The following is a 15,342-nucleotide window of genomic DNA, read 5'->3' as shown; positions in this document are numbered from 1 at the left end:
CACCTTCCTCGCCCAAGGGCGGCTACACCGGGACATACGGAGCTAGTATCAGATGGACGAAACATTCCGCGGATTTCTTGATCGCTTGCGTCAAAAGGGCGAATTGGTCGACTTCAATCAACCCATCGACATCCGTCACATCGCGACGCTGGTCGATCAGTCCGACAAGGCGTTATTCTTCCACAATGTCATCGGCTACAAGATGCCGGTCGTGTCAGGCATTATCCGCACGCGCGAACGGGCCATGATGGCCATGGGCGCCACCGAATATCTGCAGATCGAGGACCGGCTCAAGAACGGCATCACCAATCCGATTCCGCCCGAGCGCGTGGCGAGCTCGCCGACGCGCGAGATCGTCATGAAGGGCGATGACGTCGATCTCTACAAGCTGCCGATTCCGATGTCGTCCATCTACGACGGCGGCCCGATGATCACCGCCGGCGTCGTGATCGCTCACGATCCCGAACTCGGGATGAATACCGGCATCTACCGGTTCATGGTCAAGGAGAAGAACCTGACCGGAATCGATATTGTCACGCCCAACAACATGCGACTGTTCGTGCAGCGCGCGTATGAGGCAAAACGGCCGCTGCCGATCTCGATCAGCATCGGTACCCATCCGGTCGAACTGCTCGGTGCCGGTTTCCGCGCCCCGCTCGGCACCGACGAGATGGCCATCGCCGGCGGCATCCGTGGCAAGGCGGTCAAGCTGGCCGCCTGCGAAACCGTCGACGTTCCCTATATCGCGGACGCCGAAATCGTCCTCGAGGCGGAGGTGCTGCCGGTCGGATGGACGCAGCCCGAAGGCCGTTTCGGTGAATTCACCTGGCTGATGGGAGGCTTGCACTGGAACCCGGTCGTCCGGGTCAAGGCGGTGTCGATGCGGCGCGACGCCGTCTACTACGCGCTGCATATGCCCTGGGAAAACACCTGGCTGATGGCGCCGACGCGCTATACCGCGATCCGGCAGGCGCTGCGCACCGCTGGTGTCGCGGTCAAGGACATCAACATGACCATGGGCGGCGTGACCTTCTGGCACGCGGTCATCTCGATCAAGAAACAGGCCGGCGAAGGCAAGAACGCGCTGCTGGCCGCGCTGTCCGTGATGGATCTGAAACACGTGGTCGTCGTCGACGACGACATCGACGTGTTCAATCCCGTCGAGGTCGAATGGGCGATTGCGACCCGCGTCCAGGGCGACCGCGACATCATGATCATCAGCAACGCCCGCGGCAAGCCGCTGGATCCCAGCCTGGCGCCAACGCCCCATGGCATCGTGCCGACGACCGCGAAGGTCGGCATCGATGCGACGATTTCGGAGGGCATTCCGAAGGAGCGCTATGAGCGCATCACCTATGCCTACGCCGACACGGCCAAGATCGAGGATTACCTCGGCGGCAAGGCGGACCATGAGAGCGACGAGACGCCGGAGTCCGTGATCGGACAGCTCGCCGACGACATCGCCGCCCTGATCGGCAAGACCCCGCTGTATTTCACCGATGTCGCCGAACGATTTTCCAAATTCAAGTTCAACACGGTCGCGCGCGCGATCGGCCTGCTGCACGAAAAGGAACAACTCTGGCAGGATCCCAGAGGGCGGCTGTGTTTGCGCAACTCTGCTTTCGCCGCTAAGTTGCCGACCTGATCTCAGACGGTGGGTTTGCCTGGATGAATGTTTCTCGTTTGCAAGCGCCCGCCGCCAGCCCTTTCCGATCCGTCTCCCTCGTACTCTGCGCCTGGCTGGCTGTCTCCTTTCATGGGAATACCGCCGCGGCGGCGACGGCGCTCCGTATTGCCTCGGCGCAGCAGTCGATCGCGTCGATTCCTGTCGTCGTGGCCCAGCAGCAGAAGCTGTTCGAGGCCGAGGGCCTGACGGCGGAGATCATCGATTTCGACGGCGGCGGCCCCGCCGTGCAGGCTCTGGTCGGTGGCGGCGTCGATCTGTGCATCTGCGCCGGCGATCATGCCTTGCGGCTGGCCAGCCGCGGACTGGGCGGCACCGTGGTGGTCGCCTTGCTCGACAAGCATCCCTATTCGCTGCTCGCGCCGGTCAGCTCGCCAGCCACCGACCTGAAAAGTCTTCGCGGTAAGCCGGTCGGCATCACTTCTGCGGGCAGCCTGACCGACAATACGATCCGCTACATGATCCGAAACATCGGCCTCGATCCGGACAGCGATTACGAAATCATCGCGGCCGGAACCGGCGCTTCCATGCGCGCGGCGCTCGACACCGGGTCGGTGGCCGCCGGCATGTTCACGACGCCGGACGTGCAGACCTACATGGCGACCGGCAAGTACAAGTTCGTGGCCGATTTCCGGGACCTGGACTACATGGCCCTCGATCTCGTTGCTGCCGGAAGCTGGACCAAGACGCATGATACGACCGCACATGCCGTCGCGCGTGCTATCGTGAAGGCGCAGCAGATCATCCAGACCGACCCGAAGGCCGTCGAGGCGGCCGTTCACGAGCGTTTTCCCACGCTGTCCCCGGACCTCGTCGTCACGGTTGCCAAAGACGCGGCCGAACGAAGCCTGTCGCACGACGGCCGCGCGCAAGAAGCCGGCTTCAAGACGGCGCTCGCGATGTTGCGGGTTGCCGATCCCACCGTGAAGGAGCTCGCCTACAAGGATGTCGTCGCCCTTCGCTATCTGCCCTGACCGCGCTGATGACTGAGCCCGTAGCCGCCGAGGAGCTCCTGACGGCCCGCCGGCCGGTGCGCGGGCGCATGGATATTTCCGCCATGGTCTGGCGGCTTGCTTTGGTGGCCGGCGTGTTGCTGGTTTGGGAATTCGCCGCCGGCCGTCTGTTCAATGAATTCTGGAGCAGCCGCCCAAGCCTGGTTGCCGAACGGCTGCTGATGTTGCTGCGGAGTGGAGAAATCTGGCGGCACGTCTACGCCACGGTGTCGGAGGCGCTACTCGGCCTGCTGCTTGGAGCGGTGGTTGGAACGCCCATCGGAATTGCCCTGGCGCACTATCGACGTGCGGCGAAAATCGTCGATCCCTTCATCATGGGGCTTTACGGCCTGCCGCGCGTGGCGCTCGCCCCGATGTTCATCCTTTGGTTCGGCATCGGCCTGTTCTCGAAGGTCATGATGTCCTTTTCCATGGTGCTGTTCGTTTTCATCCTCAATGTCACCGAGGGTATCCGCACGGTCGATCCCGACATGGTCGATCTGATGCGAACAATGCGGGCGCCCCGCGCCTACATCATGCGCAAGGTCATGATCCCCTCCATCGTGCCGTGGCTGATCGCCTCGTTCCGGATCGGGATCGGGCTATCACTGGTGGGGGCGGTGGTCAGCGAGCTGATCGGCGCCAATCGCGGGCTGGGCTGGTACGTCGTGCGGGCCGGCGGTCAGCTCGACACCGCCGGCGTGTTCACCGGCCTGTTCCTGCTCATGCTGATCGCCATGATCGCCAACCAGATCATCTTCATGATTGAACGAAAGGTGCTTCATTGGCGCCGCTCGACCCAGTAGCGACCGCGACCGAGGCGCCGCGCATCCTGCTCGACGATGTCTCGATCTCGTTCGAGACCGATCGCGGCCGCCTGCACGTGGTGGACCGCGTCAGCCTGGCGGTGGGCAAGGCCGAGTTCGTGGTGCTGGTCGGACCGAGCGGCTGCGGCAAGTCGACGATCCTGCGCGCCATCGCCGGCCTGACCCGAGCCGAGAGCGGGACCGTCAGCGTCGACGACAAGAATGTCGACGGCCCGCCGGAACACATCGGGTTCATGTTTCAAAAGGACACGCTGCTGCCGTGGCAGACGGTACGCGGGAATATCGAGGTGGGCCTTGACCTGGCTGGCGTATCGCAAGCCCGAAGAGCGCCGCGAATGGCCGAGCTGTTGGCGCTGCTGCGACTGTCAGACTTTCGCGATGCCTATCCGGCGCAATTGTCCGGCGGCATGCGCCACCGCGTGTCACTCGGCCGCATGCTGGCCTATGAACCGGCGGTCATGTTGATGGATGAGCCGTTCGGCGCGCTTGATTTCCAGACCAAGGTCGTCATGGGACGGGAGCTGTTGCGGATCTGGGAAGCGGAACGGCGCAGCATCCTGTTCGTGACCCATGACATCGAGGAAGCCGTGGCGTTAGCGGATCGCGTGCTGGTGTTTTCGCCGAGGCCGGCCCGCATTGTCGCGGAGCATCGAATCGCCCTGCCGCGGCCGCGCGACCTCCGCGCGTTGCGCGCGAACCCTGAATTCACCGGCTATACCCGTGCAATTTGGCAAGCGCTCGGAGACGCCGAATAGACCTCGGGACGGTCAGCGGTCGTTGCGAAATTCCAGCAGTGTATTCAGGCAAGGCACCGACAGCGCCAGGGAATGCACCGCCTCGCTCGCCCGAAGCCCGGCAAGCACGGCCGGATCGCGCGGAATCCGCCCGAGGTCGGGCGCCTTCAGGACGATGGCGCCGAAGAAGCTGCGCCGGCCCCCGGCATCGACACAGAGTTGACCGTAACGTTCGCGATAACGCGCCAGAGACAGCAGCGTGATCCGAAAGGAATCGGGAAGATCGACGGTCCAGACGCCCTCGGCAGGGCTACTCATCGCCGCCTGGGCCGCCTTGGAATAATGCAAGAGATCCGCGTCTGCCGTCTCGGTCACGACCACCAGTTCGCTGAGGCCGGTGCTGCCGTTGGCATGCGACATCCATTCGCGGCGCCAGACCAGCTCGGGGGTATAATGCTGGCAATAATAGACGCGCCCTGCTTCGAACAGTTCCGATGCCGTCCGTACCGTGCGGAATCGGGCCAGTTGCTCGATTCCGTCGAGCGTCACCGGGCGCGAGAAGCTTTGCGGCGCGAGAATTGCGAGCTTGCTGCCCTGTAGCTGCGCGACGGTGGCGTCGATGTCGCTGGCCTGGAAGACCAGCCCGTTCAGGCCGCGCGGGCTCTCCAGCACCTCCTGACGCAGCACGTCGGTGCCGGAGGGAAGGCCAACCAGCTCCAGGTAATGGCCCTCGAACATGATGAGGTGATTGATCGAGCCTAACGAATGATAGCCGCGCGGCGTCAGCGTGAAACCGAGCCGGGCCATCAGCGTCTCGGCGACGTCCATGTCGAACAGCGTATTGATCACCACGTGATCGAGAGAGAAGGCCATTGCAAATTGAACCCGGCTGGCGTGATCGGATGAAGCTGTTGTCGCGGAGCTGCGCTGGCGCAGCCCCGCGGGCGTGAAATCAGCGTCCGGCCGCGTAGCCCTGCATGCCGCGCGGATTGGCGGCAGCGCGGCGGCGGCGGCCGATCTTCGAGGCGGCGGTCAGCCGTCCTTCCGACCAGGCCGGCCCGGTCTCGACCACATGGCCCCGCTCCTTCAGAGCCGCGATGGTCGCCGCCGGCAAGCGGCTCTCCACCACCAGCACGCCGGGACGCGCGGTGCGCGGCCAGAACGAGATCGGAAAATGCTCGGAATGCCAGGCGGGCGCGTCGATCGCTTCCTGCATGTTCATGCCGGCGTGAACATGGCGCAGGAAGAATTGCGTTGTCCATTGGTCCTGCTGGTCGCCGCCGGGCGAGCCCCACGCGATGTACGGCTCGCCGTCCCGCAGCGCCATGGTGGGGCTGAGCGTCGTGCGCGGGCGCTTGCCCGGCGCCAGCGCCGCCGGATGGTTCTCTTCGAGCCAGAACATCTGCGCACGGGTGCCGAGGCAAAAGCCGAGGTCGGGAATTACCGGCGAAGACTGCAGCCAACCGCCCGACGGGGTCGCCGAGATCATGTTGCCGGCCTGGTCGACAATGTCGAAATGCACGGTGTCGCCACGGACTTCGCCAAACCGGCCGACGGTGGGCTCTCCCGCCCCCATCGCGCCGACCGCCTCGCGCTGGCCTTCCTGCCGGCGCATTTTCACAACTGAACCAAAGCCTTCCACCGAGCCCGGAATAAAATCGAGCGACGCCTTGTCCGTGATCAGCACCCGGCGCGCATCGTTGTATTCGTCCGACAGCAGGGTCGCGATCGGGACATCGGTGAATTTGGGGTCGCCGTAGAACTTCTCGCGGTCGGCAAAAGCGAGCTTGGCGCACTCGATCTGCAGATGGATGAACTCGGGGCCGGTCGGGTCGAGACCGTCGAGATCGAATCCCTTCAGCAAGGCGAGCTGTTGCAGCATCACCGGACCCTGGCTCCATACGCCGGCCTTGCAGACGGTGTAGTTCTTGTAGTCATAGGTCAACGGGGCCTCGATGGTCGGCTGCCAGCGCGCTATGTCGTCGGCCGTCAGCACGCCGCGATGCGGCGCTCCGCTGACGTCCATGACATCCTGCGTCCGGCAGAAGCGGTCGATCGCCTCGGCGACGAAACCGTGCGACCACGCCTTGCGCGCGCACTCGATCTGCGCGACGCGGTCAGGGCCCGCGCTTTCGGCTTCCTGCAGGATCCGCGTGTAGGTCTCGGCCAGCTTCCGGTTGGTGAACAGGGTGCCGGGCACCGGCACCTTGTCATCAGGCAGATAGACCGCCGCCGAACTGGTCCAGTGCTTGCGGAACAGCTGTTCGACCGTGGCAATGGTTGCCGATATGCGCTCCACCAGCGGATAGCCGTCGCGGGCATAGATGATGGCCGGCTCGAGCACGTCCCGCAGCCGCAGCGTGCCATAGTCGCGCAGCAGCAACATCCAGGATTCGAAGGTGCCGGGCACGCAAGCCGCCAGCAATCCGGTGCCGGGCACCATGTCGAGGCCTTCGCTGCGATAATGCGCGATGGTGGCGCCGGCGGGCGCCGTGCCCTGGCCGCAGATCACCTCGGTGCGTCCACGCTTCACATCGTGCACGATGATCGGCACGTCGCCGCCCGGACCGTTCAGGTGCGGTTCGACAACCTGCAGCGTGAATGCGGTGGCAACACCGGCATCAAATGCGTTGCCCCCTCTTTCCAGCGTCGCCATCCCTACGGCAGTCGCGATCCAGTGCGTCGATGTGACGACTCCGAATGTACCCTCGATCTCCGGCCGGGTGGTGAATGGATCGTGATTGACGCTGCTCATGCCTGTCCCATTTACTTGGTTTTCACCGAGGATCTCCTCGGCGGTCTTTCCTTACCGTTCGCAACGATGCTGCCGCACGGCTATTGCAGCTCAATCACCCGATGCGACGGCACTTTGCAAGGTTGGGAACATCATGCAAGGGCCCTCAGCTGCGTCAGGCGCATAGTGTGTTCCCCCGATAAGATGACACCGGAAAGTGTCGGCGACGTGCGGCTCGCGCACCGCTCCCGGGCGATGCGCGAATGACCGCGCATCTGCCACTTTCGTTCGACCCCGGCCGCCGGAGGCGTCAATGCGCCGGCCGGCCCGCCTGGACCCACGCATGGGTCTCGTCCAGCGCCCGCCTGGTCCGCGCGAACATCTCGGCGATTTCAGTCTTGTTGATAATAAGCGGCGGGCAGAAATTCACGGTATCGCCAAGCGCCCGGGTGATCAGACCATGCTCCTGTGCGCGCTTGCCCACATGCGTGGCAACACCCCAGGCGGGATCGTAGGGCTCCTTCGTGACCTTGTCCTTGACCAACTCGAGAGTCCCGATCAGGCCCATTCCACGGACATCTCCAACGAGCGGGTGATCCGCGAATGCGTGAAGCCCTTCCTGGAAGGCACCCATCACGGATCGCACGTGGCCCAGAATATCGCGCTCCTTGTAGATCTTCAGCGTTTCCAGCGCGACGGCGGTGGCAACCGGATGACCGCCGTAGGTGATTCCATGCCCGAAGACTCCGATCTTTTCGCTTTCGACACGAATAGCGCGGTAGATCTTTTCATTTATCATCAAGGCGGCGATCGGCTGATACGCGGCCGAAAGCTGCTTCGCCATCGAGATCATATCGGGTTCGATTCCGAAGCTTTCGCACCCGAACATGTTGCCGGTACGACCAAAGCCGCAGATCACCTCGTCTGCGATCAGGAGGATGTCGTACTTCCTAAGGATGGCCTGGATCTTCTCATAATAGGCCGGCGACGGGACGATACATCCGCCGGACGCCATCAGCGGTTCAGCGAAAAATGCCGCGATGGTCTCGGGCCCTTCCTTCTGGATCAATTGCTCCAGCGAGGCTGCGCATCGTGTCGCGAACGCCTCTTCGCTCTCACCCTCCAGCGCATAGCGATAATGCAACGGACAATCAGTGTGGAGCATGCGCTCGAGCGGAAGATCGAAATCGCGATGATTGTTGGGCAGGCCGGTAAGGCTTGCCGATGCAACCGTCACGCCGTGATAGCCTCTCAATCGCGAGATGATCTTCTTCTTTTCGGGCTTGCCTATGGCGTTGTGGTAGTACCAGACCAGTTTCACCGCCGTATCGTTTGCTTCCGATCCGGAATTGACAAAGAACACCTTGCTCATCGGCACCGGCGCAAGCTCGATCAACCGCTCGGCAAGCTCGATCACGGTTTCATGCGATTTGCCGCCAAAGCAATGATAGAACGGCAGCACGTTCATCTGACGTATCGCGGCATCGACCAGGCGGCGCTCGCTGAAGCCGAGCGACGCACAGAAGAGCCCGCCAAGTCCTTCGATGTATTTCTTTCCATCGCTATCGATTACATGAATGCCGTCCCCGCCCGCGATCATCAGCGGGCCATCCTTCTCGTGGGCCACCGCGTTCGTATAGGGATGAAGCACGTGAGCGACGTCACGAGCTTCCATCGAATTTGGCCGAATACCCATGGTCTATTCTCCAGTTAACTGAACTACGACCGCATGCGATATTGCATGCGACTTTTTCTGGCGCTGTCCCGCCACGATTGCAGGTGTCAAAGCTTGTGACTGGAACAGAATGCAGAGAGGAAGCGCCGTGGCGCGCTTGCGATGACGTCCAACGAATAGCCTCCCTCTTGAACGATCAGGGTTGGCAATGCCAATTTGGCCAGACGTTCGGCAACGCGGGCATAGCCGTCGTCCGTAACTTTCAACAAGGACAGCGGGTCGTTGCCGTGAGCGTCCCATCCGGCGCTCAAAACCAGCGCCCTGCATCCCTTCGCGGCAGCCGCCTTCGCCAAGGCATCGCACGCCTCCACGAACTCATGATCGCCGACGCCGGGCGCCAACGGGATATTCATGTTGAAGCCGTGGCCCTCCCCTGCCCCCCGTTCATCGGCATATCCGACATAGAAGGGGTAATAGGACGACGGGTCAGTGTGGACCGACCCGACGAACACGTCGTTTCGTCCATAGAAGATCGATTGCGTGCCATCGCCGTGATGGGTATCGAAATCGATGATGGCCACGCGTCCGAATGTCGAGACGAGCATATTCGCAGCGACAGCCGCGTTGTTGAGGAAGCAAAATCCGCCGGCCTGATCGACATAGGCGTGATGCCCGGGCGGACGACAGGCCGCATAGACGCTTGCTTCGCCCGCGGCGACATATTTCGCGCCATGCATGGCAGAGCGCACCGACGCGGCGACGGCGGTCCAGGTCCCTTCACCGATGGCGCTGGTCAGGTCACTGACGAACCAGCCGGCCTGTCCGGCGATACTTTGGGCCGGCGGCCTTCCGGGCGGCTGACCGGCCTGGCAAGCGCCGCGATACTGATGCGTGTTGGGGAGCACTTCGGGACCGGCATTCGGCATCCTTCGCCATTCCGCGAAGGCCTGTTTCAGAAAATCGACATAGGCCGGATCATGCACCTGCAAAACGGGATCCAGCGCATGATCGCCTGGTCTTTCCGCTTGATGCCCGTCCTGCGCAAGGCTTGAGGTCAGCACGTTCAGCCGTTCGGATTGTTCGACGGGCGTAACGAGTTGACCTCGAATCATCATCTTGAGAGGCCGATGTTCAAGCTGATCCGGCGACGAAACGATCTTCACGGCAGATTCCTTTCTGACATCTTTGCTCCTCGCGCATCGTCCAGCAGTCCTGGAACCGACGCTAGAAGCGCCTTGGTGTAGGGATGTTGCGGATTGCCCAGGAGATCCTGCGCCGCAGCCTCCTCGACGATCGCCCCATGTTTCATGACCGCGATGCGATCGCATATCCGCGCCGCGACGCGCATGTCGTGGGTAATGAACAGCATGGTCAGCCCGAGCTGATCGCGAAGGCGCTCGAGAAGCGACAGGATTTGCGCCTGCACGGAAACGTCGAGTGCCGATACCGGCTCATCCGCGATCAGAAGTTGTGCATCCATCGCAAGCGCCCGGGCGATGCCTATCCTCTGGCGCTGCCCCCCGCTGAATTCGTGCGGCCACCTGTCGATCGCGGACGGATCCAGACTGACCAGTTCGAGCTTTTCGCGCGCGATCGACATAGCCTTCGTACGGCTGGCTCCGTGCGCCCGCGGGCCGTCCGAGATGATATCCCCGACCCGCCGACGCGGATCTAGCGACGCGAACGGGTCCTGGAACAGGAACTGGATACGTTTCCGCAGCTGCTTCCAGTCGCGTCCCGACAGGCCGCGCAGACTGGCCCCCTCGAAGCTGACATCGCCGTCGCTCGGCGTGACCAGGTTCACAATCGCGCGCGCAAGCGTCGATTTGCCCGAACCGCTCTCGCCGACGAGCCCCATGGTCTCGCCGCGCCGCACCACGAGACTCACATCGTTGAGCGCAGCGACCTCGACCCGGTCGCGCCAGAACGTTTTACGCAGCCCTGCGATCTCAAGCATGGTCTGCTCGGGCCGGGCCGCCACACGGTCCGTGCGCGGCTTCGGTACCGCCGCCAACAGCTTTTTCGTATACTCGTGAGACGGACGATTCAGGACGTCATGAGCAGCTCCTTGCTCGACGACCCTGCCGTTCTGCATGACGACGACACGGTCGGCGATCTCCCCGACAACACCGAAATCATGTGTGATGAACAGTACGCCGGTACCTCGGCGTTGCTGGATATCGAGAATCAGTTTGAGGATCTGCGCTTGCGTCGTGACATCAAGCGCAGTGGTCGGTTCATCGGCTACCAGCAGCGACGGCTCCAGCGCGATCGCCATCGCGATCACCACGCGCTGCCGTTGGCCGCCCGACAACATATGCGGATAGACCCGCGCCAACGAAGCCGGATCGGGCAAGTTGACGGAGCGCAATAACTCCTCGACGCGTTCCGGCGTGCATGGCTGCCTGTGCACGGTGAACACTTCCGCAATCTGGTCACCAATTCGCATCAGCGGGTTCAGGGCAGCCATCGGCTCCTGGAACACCATGCCGACCCGCGCGCCGCGAACCGTACGCATCTGCTCCGGCGAGAGAGCGCGCAAGCTCACCCCATCAAGCTGGATCTCGCCGTCGAGCACGGGAAGGACCCTCGGCAAGAGCCCCATCACCGAATTCGCGATCATGGACTTGCCCGATCCGGACTCGCCGACGACGCAAACAATTTCTCCAGCGCCAACGGTCAAGGTCACGTCGGACACGGCATGCGGCCGGTCGGCACGCGGCGGCAAGCCGACCGTGAGGTTTTTGATGCTGAGCAGCGGCGCCGTCATGGCCGGTCACTTCCCGCAAGACGAGGATTGAGCAAGATCTGAAGACCCTCTCCCACAAGGTTCAATCCAAGCACGGTAACGAAGATCGCAAGTCCGGGAAGCACGCTGACCCACCATCCGATCCGGATGACGCTGCGGCCGGCCCCGACCATGAACCCCCAAGACATCCAGTTGGCATCCCCGAGGCCGAGAAACGAGAGCGCTGACTCGGCCAGAATTGCGTTCGCCACCATCAAGCTTGCCAGCACGATCACCGGTGGCAAGGCATTGGGAAGCAGCGTCTGGAACATGATGCGAAGATGCGAAACACCCAGGACGTCCGCCGCCTGGACAAACTCGCGCTGGCGAAGGGTCATGAACTCGGCGCGAACCACGCGCGCAATCGGCGGCCACGATACCAGGGCAATCGCGACGATGATCGACAGAATGCTCGGATTGAAGATCGCGACCAGGAGAATCGCGAACAGGAAACTCGGAATCGTCTGAAAGAACTCCGTGAACCGCATGATGGCGTCGTCGATGCGATTGCCCACGTAGCCGGCCGTTCCGCCGAGGCCGATGCCGATGCCGAGTGCAACCACCGTTGAAACGCCTCCGATCAGCAAGGACACCAGCGCGCCATGTGCGATCCCGGCGGCGACATCGCGGCCCAACGCATCTGTACCGAGAAGAAAGTCAGGACTGCCGGGCGGCAGGAAGGGGGCGCCCCGCATTTCCCACGGTGAGAACGGGAACACAAAGGGCGCGCCGGCCGCGGAAAGCACAATGGAAGCGATGATAACCAGACCGGCGACCAGGCGTGGATAGCGAACAATAAAGCTCATTGTCACAACGCCTGCACGCGGGGATCGACCGCCAGGTAGAGGATATCCGTCACAAGATTGAACAGCAGCACCAGCACCGAGGTGCAAAGGAAAATGCCGAGCAGCAGGTCGTAGTCCCGCGCCAGCAACGCCTCGAAAGCCAGGCTTCCGATACCCGGCCAGGCAAAGACGGTCTCCACCAGCACAGACCCGCCGATCAGGTGTCCCGCCTGAATTCCGGCGAGAGTTATCACGGGGAGCAGCGCATTGCGCAGGATGTGCACCCAGGTGACGCGCGATTCGCTCGCGCCCTTGGCGAAGGCCGTCCGCACAAACGGCTGCGTGGCCACCTCCATCATCGAGGCGCGGGTCAGGCGAATGTAGACCGCCGAATAGAACAACGCGAGCGTGAGCACGGGTAGAATAGCGTGCCGAACGATGTCGATGGCCAGGTCGATACCATGCAATTCAACGTCCACCGACATCATGCCAAATGTCGGCAGCCAGTCGAGCCACATTCCGAACACGAGAACCAGAAGGATTCCGACCCAGAACAACGGCGTCGCATAGAAGATCAACGATACTGTCATGATCAGATTGTCGGCCAGCCCTCCCGGCCGGCGCGAGGCACGGACCCCGAGCGCTATTCCTCCCAGCAGCGCCAGCGCGAAGGCCGAGCCGGTCAACATGATCGTTGCCGGCAGCCGCTCGAAAATCACATCGAGCACGGGGCGCTGCAACCGGTGCGAAACACCGAGATCCAACGTCAGGACGTGCTTCACGTAGATCCAGAGTTGCACGGGCAAAGGCTTATCAAGACCGAATTGCGCCCGAAGCTGCGCCATGAACTGCTCGTCGGCCTGTCCCGATTGGCCGGCCATCGCGCTTGCAGGATCTCCCGGGGCGGCGTGAATCAACAGGAAGTTCACGACGACGATGGCGAGAACCATCACCGCCATCTTGAACAAGCGCCTAGCCAGCACGTGGCCAAGCGACCGGTTGCGTCCGCCGCTCATGCGAAAAAGACGTCGTCGAAGTCTCCGGCGATGCCCATGGCCGTGGTCACGGGATTGCTCACCTTGCTCGAATAATAGGTAGGGAATGCCATCTGCGTGAGGAAGAGATAGGGCATATCCTCGACGGCAATTCGCTGGAACTCGGACAGCAGTTTCTGCCGCTCCACCGGATCGGTCATCGTACGCGTTTTCGCGAAGATCTCGTCGATCCGGTCGTTCTTGTATCCACCGACGTTGGTGAATGCGACATGCTTGATGTTCTCGGACGTGAAGTGTTGCTCCAACCCGATGCTGGCATCTCCGAGCTGGAAGACGTAGGTAACGGAGGTTTCGAAATCCCAGTTTGCCCATCGCGCGGCAATGCCGCCCGCATCGATCGCGTCCATGACGATACCGATGCCGATCTTTTGCATCGAAGCTCGAAAATACTCCGATAGCCGTGTCCACACTTCGCCATAGGGCAGCGGCAGATGCCGGAGTGTAAACCGCAGGCCGCGCGAGTCGGGCTTGTATCCGGCGTCGTCGAGAAGCTTGTTGGCCGCGGCGACGTCGAAGGCAGGCATCTTCACATTTGGGTCGTAGAACGGTGTGGTTTCGCACAACGGCCCGGTCGCCGGCTTGCCGCTGCCAAACCAGAGCTTCTGGACAATGAAATCCCGGTCAAGCGCCATGCTCATGGCGCGCCGAACCCTGACATCATCGAGCGGCTTGATCCGCTTGTTCAGTTCGATCCAGGATATCGGCCCGTAATATTCCCAGCCCTTGGTCGTCACGTTTATGCCCGGCTGCTGCTGGAAGCGGGGAAGATCGAAGGGCTCGATGTCGGTGCCGCCCGCGAGAAGGGCTTGACCGGACTGCAGGGCGAGCGCACGGCTCTGGCTGTCGGGAACGAAGCGGTAGACGATCTCGTCGAGATAAGGTTGCCCCGGCTTCCAATACTCCTCATGTCGCGCCAGCCGAATGAAGCTGCCTCGACGCCATTCGACGAATTTGAACGGCCCGGTTCCGATAGGCTTGGCATTGTTCGGATTGTTGCGATAGTCGGCGACATCATTGAGGTGCTTGGGAACGATTGGCAGCGCGGTACCTCCGATACCCATCATGAACGCCGCCAGCGGCTCCTTGAGCGTGAAGATCACCGTGTGTTCATCGGGCGTTTCCGCCTTCTCGATCGGCTCGAATACGAGCCTCGATCGCACCGAAAGCGCCCTCATGAACTTCATGGCCGAGAAAACCACGTCTTCGGATGTCATCGGCGTGCCGTCATGAAACTTCACACCCTCCCGGAGATTGAATTTGTAGACCCTCTTGTCGTCCGATATTTCCCAGCTCTTGGCCAGCACCGGCTTGAAGCCAAGCGTAGGCGTGTAGGTGATCAGCGCTTGAAACATCTTGCTCGCGACAACCAGCGTCGGCCCCTGCGCATTGACGCCGATCATCGCGACGGGCGGCTCCGGGGTGAGAAGGCTCGTGAGGATGCCGCCACGCTTGGGGGCAACACCCTGAGCCCGCGCCTGATCCAGCGTCATCAACGTCGGTGTCGCGGCCAGGGCGGCACCGGCCTTGAGAAGATTGCGGCGTGTCAGACCTGCAAAGATCCGCTCATCACGTGTCATGTCATCCTCCGGTTGCCTGCAACACCGAAACCGTTCTGCAATTTCCACGGCCTGGATATATCGTAGCGTTCGCTCGCCACCCGGCGACGGCACTCCTCACGTTGACGCCCCAACTCATCCGGGTCTCCCTCGCGCTCAACCCACGCTCCCGACCAACGGTCACGGACAGCGTTTCGGCAAGGTCCAGTATCCCGTCGCGGCCCTCGCCATTGGCGTGAACAATGAGAAATCCGGCCTGATCCTTGTGCGGAATGTTGACTCGATCGTTAGGCCGGACATCGATCAGCGCGCAGATCATTTCAGCGGCAGCCTTGATAGCGTTGAAGCCTTCGCCGGCATGCAACATGTGGGGCGGCTCTTCCGCTCCGATGCCGGTGCTGTTTTCTTCGATCATTCATGTTGCGGCTTCAACGTACCTACTACCGTCCGGGCACAGGAACAGTCATTGCGACAGCGCCGAGACGGCATGCGAATTACGCGCCGCAGCACTC

Annotated in this window: 13 protein-coding genes; 4 read left to right on the top strand and 9 right to left on the bottom strand. The window is 62.2% G+C overall.

All coding sequences use genetic code 11. From position 1 onward, the window contains the following. Positions 1-52: 52 nt before the first annotated feature. From FFI89_RS06855 to FFI89_RS06840, 4 genes are read left to right on the top strand one after another with little or no spacing between them, the layout of a single operon-like run. Positions 53-1,645 (top strand): UbiD family decarboxylase, encoded by a 1,593-nt coding sequence (locus FFI89_RS06855; protein WP_138834087.1) that lies wholly within the window; start codon positions 53-55, stop codon positions 1,643-1,645. 38 nt (positions 1,646-1,683) lie between these two features. Further along, entirely contained in the window at positions 1,684-2,658 is a 975-nt protein-coding gene (locus FFI89_RS06850; protein ID WP_168212808.1) for an ABC transporter substrate-binding protein, read from the top strand. Between the two features lie 8 nt (positions 2,659-2,666). Then, on the top strand, positions 2,667-3,482 hold the full coding sequence (locus tag FFI89_RS06845) for an ABC transporter permease (protein WP_210249079.1): 816 nt from the start codon (positions 2,667-2,669) through the stop codon (positions 3,480-3,482). After that, positions 3,461-4,258 (top strand): ABC transporter ATP-binding protein, encoded by a 798-nt coding sequence (locus tag FFI89_RS06840; RefSeq protein ID WP_210249078.1) that lies wholly within the window; start codon positions 3,461-3,463, stop codon positions 4,256-4,258. Before FFI89_RS06845 ends, FFI89_RS06840 begins: the two co-directional genes overlap by 22 nt. Positions 4,259-4,270: 12 nt before the next feature. On the opposite strand, the gene FFI89_RS06835 is transcribed toward FFI89_RS06840, so the two are convergent. The 9 genes from FFI89_RS06835 to FFI89_RS06795 all read right to left on the bottom strand — a co-directional run bounded on the left by FFI89_RS06835 (position 4,271) and on the right by FFI89_RS06795 (position 15,245). After that, positions 4,271-5,110 carry a VOC family protein gene (locus FFI89_RS06835; RefSeq protein ID WP_138834083.1) on the bottom strand — a complete coding sequence of 280 codons (840 nt, stop codon included), beginning with the start codon at positions 5,108-5,110 and terminating at the stop codon, positions 4,271-4,273. A 79-nt stretch (positions 5,111-5,189) separates the two neighbouring features. Further along, a complete protein-coding gene (locus tag FFI89_RS06830) occupies positions 5,190-6,992 on the bottom strand; it encodes a gamma-glutamyltransferase family protein (protein ID WP_138834081.1) in 1,803 nt (600 codons plus the stop codon). Between the two features lie 289 nt (positions 6,993-7,281). Continuing rightward, complete coding sequence (locus tag FFI89_RS06825) at positions 7,282-8,667, bottom strand: aspartate aminotransferase family protein (RefSeq protein ID WP_138834079.1); 1,386 nt, start codon at positions 8,665-8,667, stop codon at positions 7,282-7,284. Between the two features lie 86 nt (positions 8,668-8,753). After that, on the bottom strand, positions 8,754-9,809 hold the full coding sequence (locus tag FFI89_RS06820) for a histone deacetylase family protein (RefSeq protein ID WP_138834077.1): 1,056 nt from the start codon (positions 9,807-9,809) through the stop codon (positions 8,754-8,756). Beyond that, positions 9,806-11,416: an ABC transporter ATP-binding protein gene (locus tag FFI89_RS06815; RefSeq protein ID WP_138834075.1), complete on the bottom strand. Its 1,611-nt coding sequence runs from the start codon at positions 11,414-11,416 to the stop codon at positions 9,806-9,808. The genes FFI89_RS06820 and FFI89_RS06815 overlap by 4 nt, the downstream gene beginning before the upstream one ends. Continuing rightward, positions 11,413-12,240: an ABC transporter permease gene (locus FFI89_RS06810; protein WP_138834074.1), complete on the bottom strand. Its 828-nt coding sequence runs from the start codon at positions 12,238-12,240 to the stop codon at positions 11,413-11,415. Before FFI89_RS06810 ends, FFI89_RS06815 begins: the two co-directional genes overlap by 4 nt. A 2-nt stretch (positions 12,241-12,242) precedes the next feature. Next, complete coding sequence (locus FFI89_RS06805) at positions 12,243-13,235, bottom strand: ABC transporter permease (RefSeq protein ID WP_138834072.1); 993 nt, start codon at positions 13,233-13,235, stop codon at positions 12,243-12,245. Continuing rightward, the gene (locus tag FFI89_RS06800) at positions 13,232-14,851 is read right to left on the bottom strand and encodes an ABC transporter substrate-binding protein (RefSeq protein ID WP_210249077.1); all 1,620 of its coding nucleotides are present in this window, start codon (positions 14,849-14,851) and stop codon (positions 13,232-13,234) included. The genes FFI89_RS06805 and FFI89_RS06800 overlap by 4 nt, the downstream gene beginning before the upstream one ends. A gap of 1 nt (position 14,852) precedes the next feature. Further along, positions 14,853-15,245: a hypothetical protein gene (locus tag FFI89_RS06795; protein ID WP_138834070.1), complete on the bottom strand. Its 393-nt coding sequence runs from the start codon at positions 15,243-15,245 to the stop codon at positions 14,853-14,855. Positions 15,246-15,342 lie beyond the last annotated feature (97 nt).

Source organism: Bradyrhizobium sp. KBS0727 (assembly GCF_005937885.2).
Taxonomy (GTDB): domain Bacteria; phylum Pseudomonadota; class Alphaproteobacteria; order Rhizobiales; family Xanthobacteraceae; genus Bradyrhizobium.
This window is presented reverse-complemented; position numbering and strand designations above follow the sequence as displayed.

Excerpts from the sequence above, each read along its gene's own strand:
- FFI89_RS06845 (WP_210249079.1), top strand. The coding sequence starts at position 2,667 with ATGACTGAGCCCGTAGCCGCCGAGGAGCTCCTGACGGCCCGCCGGCCG.
- FFI89_RS06825 (WP_138834079.1), bottom strand. The coding sequence starts at position 8,667 with ATGGGTATTCGGCCAAATTCGATGGAAGCTCGTGACGTCGCTCACGTG.
- FFI89_RS06855 (WP_138834087.1), top strand. The coding sequence starts at position 53 with ATGGACGAAACATTCCGCGGATTTCTTGATCGCTTGCGTCAAAAGGGC.
- FFI89_RS06835 (WP_138834083.1), bottom strand. The coding sequence starts at position 5,110 with ATGGCCTTCTCTCTCGATCACGTGGTGATCAATACGCTGTTCGACATG.
- FFI89_RS06815 (WP_138834075.1), bottom strand. The coding sequence starts at position 11,416 with ATGACGGCGCCGCTGCTCAGCATCAAAAACCTCACGGTCGGCTTGCCG.
- FFI89_RS06805 (WP_138834072.1), bottom strand. The coding sequence starts at position 13,235 with ATGAGCGGCGGACGCAACCGGTCGCTTGGCCACGTGCTGGCTAGGCGC.
- FFI89_RS06830 (WP_138834081.1), bottom strand. The coding sequence starts at position 6,992 with ATGAGCAGCGTCAATCACGATCCATTCACCACCCGGCCGGAGATCGAG.
- FFI89_RS06795 (WP_138834070.1), bottom strand. The coding sequence starts at position 15,245 with ATGATCGAAGAAAACAGCACCGGCATCGGAGCGGAAGAGCCGCCCCAC.
- FFI89_RS06810 (WP_138834074.1), bottom strand. The coding sequence starts at position 12,240 with ATGAGCTTTATTGTTCGCTATCCACGCCTGGTCGCCGGTCTGGTTATC.
- FFI89_RS06800 (WP_210249077.1), bottom strand. The coding sequence starts at position 14,851 with ATGACACGTGATGAGCGGATCTTTGCAGGTCTGACACGCCGCAATCTT.